This window comes from Ideonella sp. P3_A4 (assembly GCF_056403075.1).
On sequence record NZ_JBFUGE010000505.1, the window covers coordinates 1 to 4419 of the forward strand.

Consider the following 4419-nt stretch of genomic DNA (forward strand, 5'->3'; position numbering starts at 1 on the left):
CTACTACCTGGAAGCGACCTACCCGGACCACCCCGAGATCTGGCATTCCAAGCCCGATGACACGACACCCCTGCGTGAACGCAATGAGGACATCAACAGCCGGCCGCTGTTCGCCAACTTCATCGGTGCAACCACGCTGATCCACGTGCACACCAACGCCGGCGAAGCCGGTGCCACTGGTGCGCGGGGGTTCTATCACTCCGGTCGCACGGCCGACCAGAAGCTCGCCGACAACATGATGTGCTACATGGGCGAGCTGATCCACGCCAAGGAGGGCTACGAGGAATACACCGTTCCGAAGACCGCCAACCCGCGCGACAACCTGGGCGAAAACTCGAAGGCCACGATGCCCTCGGTGATCATCGAGGCCGGCTTCCACACCAACGCGACCGACGCCGCCGCGCTACAGGATCCGATCTTCCGCGCCGCGGCGATGAAGGGCGTGGAAAAAGGCTACCGGCTGAACGGCGAAGGCAAGTCCTGCGAGCTGTTCAAGGTGCCGAAGATCGAAAACAGCACCGGCCTGCAGAACGTGCCTATCCCGGTCAAGGTGCCATACAAGGGCTACCCGGAATTCGCGGTAACGGCCACCGTCGAGATCACCAGCTGCCCGGCGGGCTGGACGTGCACCGGCGGCACCATCACCTACAGCGAGAAGACCCCGTCGCCGTTGAAGTACACCTTCACCTGCAACGTGACTTCGCAGATGCCAGCGGCCACCTTCGGCCTGCGCACGACGCTGAAGGACATCGACGACGTGAAGTCCAAGCCGGCCGACCACACCGTGACCTGCACGCCGAGCAGCCAGAAGCTCGTCCCGGGCGCCCCCGGCGCGAAGCCGACGTTCTCGATCGGCGCTTCTTGAGCTGAGTCTTTGAAACGCCTCGGGGGCGGACATCCCGTCCGCCCCCGAGTTCAACTCAGCAGCGCATCAACCGGCGAACGCACGCGCGCCGTGTGCGGGCGACGTGCGGCTCGCACGCCGCATCGCCATCCATTCCAGCTCGGCGATCACGAAGGTGCCGACTGCCTGCACCGCCAGCATCGCGGTGCCCAGGCCCAGTGGTGAGCCGAAAGTGCCGAACGCCGCCATTGCGCAGTCCAGCACCCAGACGAAGTTGAGTGCCACCACGGCGCCGACAGCCGCGCTCGCCACCACTGTGCGACCAGCCAGCCAGGCCAGCAGCGCCGTCCATGGCAACAGGGCGGCGCCCAGCACCGTCAACACAGCTGAGGGCAGCCCGGTCCAGGCGGCCAGCGGCTCGGCATCGGCGATCATCGCCAGCGCCGTCAGGCCGCTCAGCACGGCATCCACACGCAGCACGTTGCGCAGGAACGGGGTCATGGTCAAGCGGGGCATGGTCATCTCCTKTGGGTTGCGGTTCGAGGTGGCGCCATCGTCGGCGTGGCGGGTCAGCGCGTCGATGACCTCACAGGTCATGGCGGGCAAGCCGCACAGCGCTATCGTTGGTGCATGGAAGCCGCCACCCTCACCCGCCCTGCCCCCGCCGGCGCCCCCAGCGCGACCAACGCCCCGGTGGGCGAACTGCTACGCCATTGGCGCCAATTCCGCCGCTGGAGCCAGCTCGACCTGGCCAGCGAAGCCGAGGTCTCGACCCGGCACCTGAGCTGCATGGAAACCGGCCGCGCGCTGCCCAGCCGCGAGATGCTGCTGCGCCTGGCCGAGCGGCTGGATGTGCCGCTGCGCGAGCGCAACCGGCTGCTCACCGCCGCCGGCTACGCGCCGATGTACCGCGAGCGCCCGCTGGCCGACCCGGCCCTGCAGCCGGCCTACGACGCGGTGCAGCGCGTGCTGCATGCGCACGACCCGTACCCGGCGCTGGCCGTCGACAGACACTGGAACCTGGTCGCCCACAACCGCGCCGCCCTGGCCTTCATGGCCGGCCTGCCGGACGAGCTGATGACGCCGCCAATCAACGTGTTGCGCGCGTCGCTGCACCCCGCGGGCCTGGCCCCTCGCATCGCCAACTTCGGCGCCTGGCGCGAACACCTGTTCGAGCGGCTGGCGCACCAGGTCCAGACCAGCGGCGACCCGGTGCTCGCCGCGCTGGCCGACGAACTGCGTGCCCTGCCTTTGCCGCCCGGCTACACCGAGGCGCCGCCCATACCACCTGGGGCGCGCGGCATCGTCGACATCGCCGTGCCGCTGCAACTGCATTCGCCAGTCGGCTTGCTCAGCTTCATCAGCACGATCACAGTGTTCGGCACGCCGGTCGAGGTGACGCTGTCGGAGCTTGCGATCGAGGCCTTCTTTCCGGCAGACGAAACGACGACCAAGGCTTTGGCCGCGATGACAGCGGCGTCACAGGGCTAACCCGGGCCGCGCGCGTCGCCGGGGTGACGGACAGTGCGGCCACAGGCTGCGATAACCAGTACCTGCCTGAATTGGAGTCAAACATGACCACCGCCGCCGCCACGATCGAAACCCGCTACCGCATCTGCCCGCTGTGCGAGGCCTGCTGCGGGCTGGACGTGCAGGTGGCCGACGGCAAGGTCATCGCCATCCGCGGCAAGGCGGACGATGTGTTCTCGCACGGCTACATCTGCCCCAAGGGCTTCGCACTGAAAGACCTGCACGAAGACCCGGACCGCCTGCGCCAGCCGCTGGTGCGCCGCAACGGCGAGCTGCAACCCGCCACCTGGGACGAAGCCTTCGAAGAGATCGAGCGCCGGCTGGTGCCGATCATCGAGCACCATGGCAAGGACGCAGTGGCCCTGAGCGTGGGCAACCCCACCGCCCACAAGATGAGCCTGGTGCTGTACTTCAGCCGCCTGGCCAAGGCGCTGGGCTCGAAGAACATCTATTCGGCGTCGACGCTGGACCAGATCCCCAAGCAGCTCGCCTCGGGCTGGATGTTCGGCAACTGGCTGTCGATCGCGGTGCCCGACATCGAACGCAGCGACTTCCTGCTGATCCTCGGCGCCAACCCGATGGCCAGCAACGGCAGCCTGTGGACGGTGCCCGACTTCCGCGGCAAGGCCAAGGCGCTGCGCGCGCGCGGCGGCCAGATCGTCGTGGTCGACCCGCGCCGCACCGAAACGGCTGCGGTGGCCGATGCGCACCACTTCATCCGACCCGGGGCTGACGTCTTCCTGCTCGCGGCGATGGTCAACACGGTATTCGCCGAGAACCTGGCCAACCCCGGCCGGCTGGCCGAGTGGACCGAGGGCATCGACGCGGTGCGCGACTCAGTCGCCGCGTTCACACCCGAAGCGGTGGCCGCGCGCTGCGGCATCGCGGCCGAAACAATCCGCGCCCTGACGCGCCAGCTGGCGACGACCGAGCGTGCCTGCATCTACGGCCGCATCGGCACCTGCACGCAGGAGTTCGGCACGCTGTCGTCGTGGTTGGTCGACACGCTGAACGTGCTGACCGGCCATCTGGACGCACCCGGCGGCGCGATGTTCCCGCATGCCGCGGCGTTCGCGCCGAACACGCAGGGCAAGCCCGGCATCGGTCGCGGCATCATCACCGGCCGCCACGCCAGCCGCGTCAGCCATGCGCCCGAGGTGATGGGTGAGTTTCCGATGACGGTGCTGGCTGAAGAGATCGAGGCACCCGGCAAGGACCAGATCAAGGCCCTGGTCACGCTGGCCAGCAACCCGGTGCTGTCTTCGCCCGGCGGCCCGCGCCTGGCCAAGGCACTGGACTCGCTCGAGTTCATGGTCAGCCTGGACATCTATCTCAACGAAACCTCGCGCCATGCCGACGTGGTGCTGCCAGGTATGTCGCCGCTCGAAGACGAGCACTACGACGTGACCTTCCCGCAGTTCTCGCACCGCAACCACGCCCGCTACAGCCCACCGGTGTTCCCGCCCACCGAGGGCCAGCCGCCCGAGTGGCAGAACCTGCTTCGGCTGATCGCGATCGTGCGCGGCCTGGGCGCCCAAGCCGACGTGCTGGCGCTCGACGACGCGATGCYGGAGCAAGAGGTGAACAAGCAAGCCGGCGCTCACGCGCCTGCCGTGCTCGCTGCGCTGGTCGCCAGCGGCCGCAAAGGGCCGGACCGGCTGCTGGACCTGGCCTTGCGCTCGGGCCCGCATGGCGACCTGTTCGGCCTGAAGCCGCAAGGGCTGAACCTGGACAAGGTGATCGCCGCACCCGGTGGCATCGACTTAGGGCCGCTGCAGCCACGCATCCCCGAGATGCTGCGCACCCCCAGCGGCCGCATCGAGCTGGCACCACCGGCGTGCCTGGCCGACCTGCAGCGCGCGCGCGATCGACTGGCCGAGCCGGCGCCAGAGATGGTCATCATTGGCCGGCGTGACGTGCGCAGCAACAACAGCTGGATGCACAACCTGCACACGCTCGCCAAAGGCCCCGAGCGCTGCACCGCGCTGATCCACCCATCAGATGCCGCGCGGCTGGGCCTGGCCGATGGCGCGCTCGCACAGATC

The 4419-nt window shown here is 68.5% G+C and carries 4 protein-coding genes; 3 read left to right on the plus strand and 1 reads right to left on the minus strand.

Annotated features, from left to right (window positions below):
* Nucleotides 1-865, plus strand: an 865-nt coding sequence (locus tag AC1DYI_RS27765) for an N-acetylmuramoyl-L-alanine amidase (protein ID WP_477207353.1), incomplete at its 5' end; no start/stop codon positions are given.
* A 66-nt stretch (nucleotides 866-931) separates the two neighbouring features.
* Here the strand turns inward: AC1DYI_RS27765 and AC1DYI_RS27770 are convergent.
* Nucleotides 932-1360 (minus strand): hypothetical protein, encoded by a 429-nt coding sequence (locus AC1DYI_RS27770; protein ID WP_477207354.1) that lies wholly within the window; start codon nucleotides 1358-1360, stop codon nucleotides 932-934.
* A gap of 114 nt (nucleotides 1361-1474) precedes the next feature.
* Here AC1DYI_RS27770 and AC1DYI_RS27775 point away from each other — a divergent pair, with 114 nt between their 5' ends.
* Both AC1DYI_RS27775 and AC1DYI_RS27780 read left to right on the plus strand, forming a co-directional pair.
* A complete protein-coding gene (locus AC1DYI_RS27775; RefSeq protein ID WP_477207355.1) occupies nucleotides 1475-2335 on the plus strand; it encodes a helix-turn-helix domain-containing protein in 861 nt (286 codons plus the stop codon).
* A gap of 83 nt (nucleotides 2336-2418) precedes the next feature.
* Nucleotides 2419-4419 (plus strand): molybdopterin-dependent oxidoreductase (locus AC1DYI_RS27780; RefSeq protein WP_477207356.1); only part of this gene is annotated, 2001 nt, incomplete at its 3' end.